A 1,000-nucleotide genomic window follows, 5' to 3' on the forward strand; every position below is an offset into this window, starting at 1 on the left:
GCCCAAGCTCGTCGTAGTCGGATTGATCGCGCCGCTTGAGGAACTAATGGCGGGATCACCGGCTACATTAGCAAGCAATAGCCCCGGGCTGCCATCAGTGTTGGATTTGCCGGTGCCGCGGCTGAAGTGCCCACCCAACGCACCCATTGACCGAGCCACAGTCTTAGCAAACGAAGCAGGCACCGCAGCAAGTTTGCCGGCCATAGATCTGCTGGGCGCTACATCTTTGGAGGTAAACGGTGTAGCGCCGATACCATCCGAAGCTACGACAGGACGGACGATTGGATGAATGACGGTCATCACAGCATGAGCCGCGGTATCGGCGGGGATGACACTGTCCGGGTCGTTATATGCACTGATCAGGTTGTTATGGGCACTATCAAATGGATCTTCGACCGATTTGAATGACCCCAGGCCCCCCATGTCGGAAACCGGAGTGCCAAGCTTATAATCTGCGAATGCAAGCATGTTGTGGGGGGTAACGCCGCAGCCCATGTAGCTGTTGGTCCAATCTCCGCAACTAACGATATTGGCTGCGGTATAGCCCCACGTACCAGTCGTATGGCTCCAAGTGATGTCACCGGTTGTATTGTTCCCGGTAATACCGCCACCTGAAGTGCCGCCGATAGTACCACCGATAGTGCCACCGCCACCTGCGCCCGTGGCGCCATCGCCGCCACCGTTGCCACCCGAGCCCGTGCCGCCATCGCCACCACCGTTGCCACCGCCGCCACCATTGCCGCCGCTACCACCGTTGCCACCGCCGCCATTTGAGCCACCGATCGATCCAATGATGCCGCCAAGTAAGCCGCCCGCACCGTCGATCACATCGCCCACGGTATTGGTTAGTGAACCGACAGTCCCCGTGAGCGAATTAACGAGGCCACCTGCACTTCCAACGGTCCCGTTCAAAGTGTTGGTCAGGGAGCCGACCGTACTACTGGTTACCCCACCGACAGAGGTCACGATGCCACCGGCACCATCCGTGCCGCCCAGCGAG

1 pseudogene is annotated in these 1,000 nt (G+C 59.4%); it reads right to left on the bottom strand.

The features are described 5' to 3' along the window. A pseudogene (locus AC13RE_RS28320) lies at positions 1 to 1,000 on the bottom strand (hypothetical protein); the annotation flags it as partial.

This window comes from Martinezella sp. CNPSo 3959, from assembly GCF_057784355.1.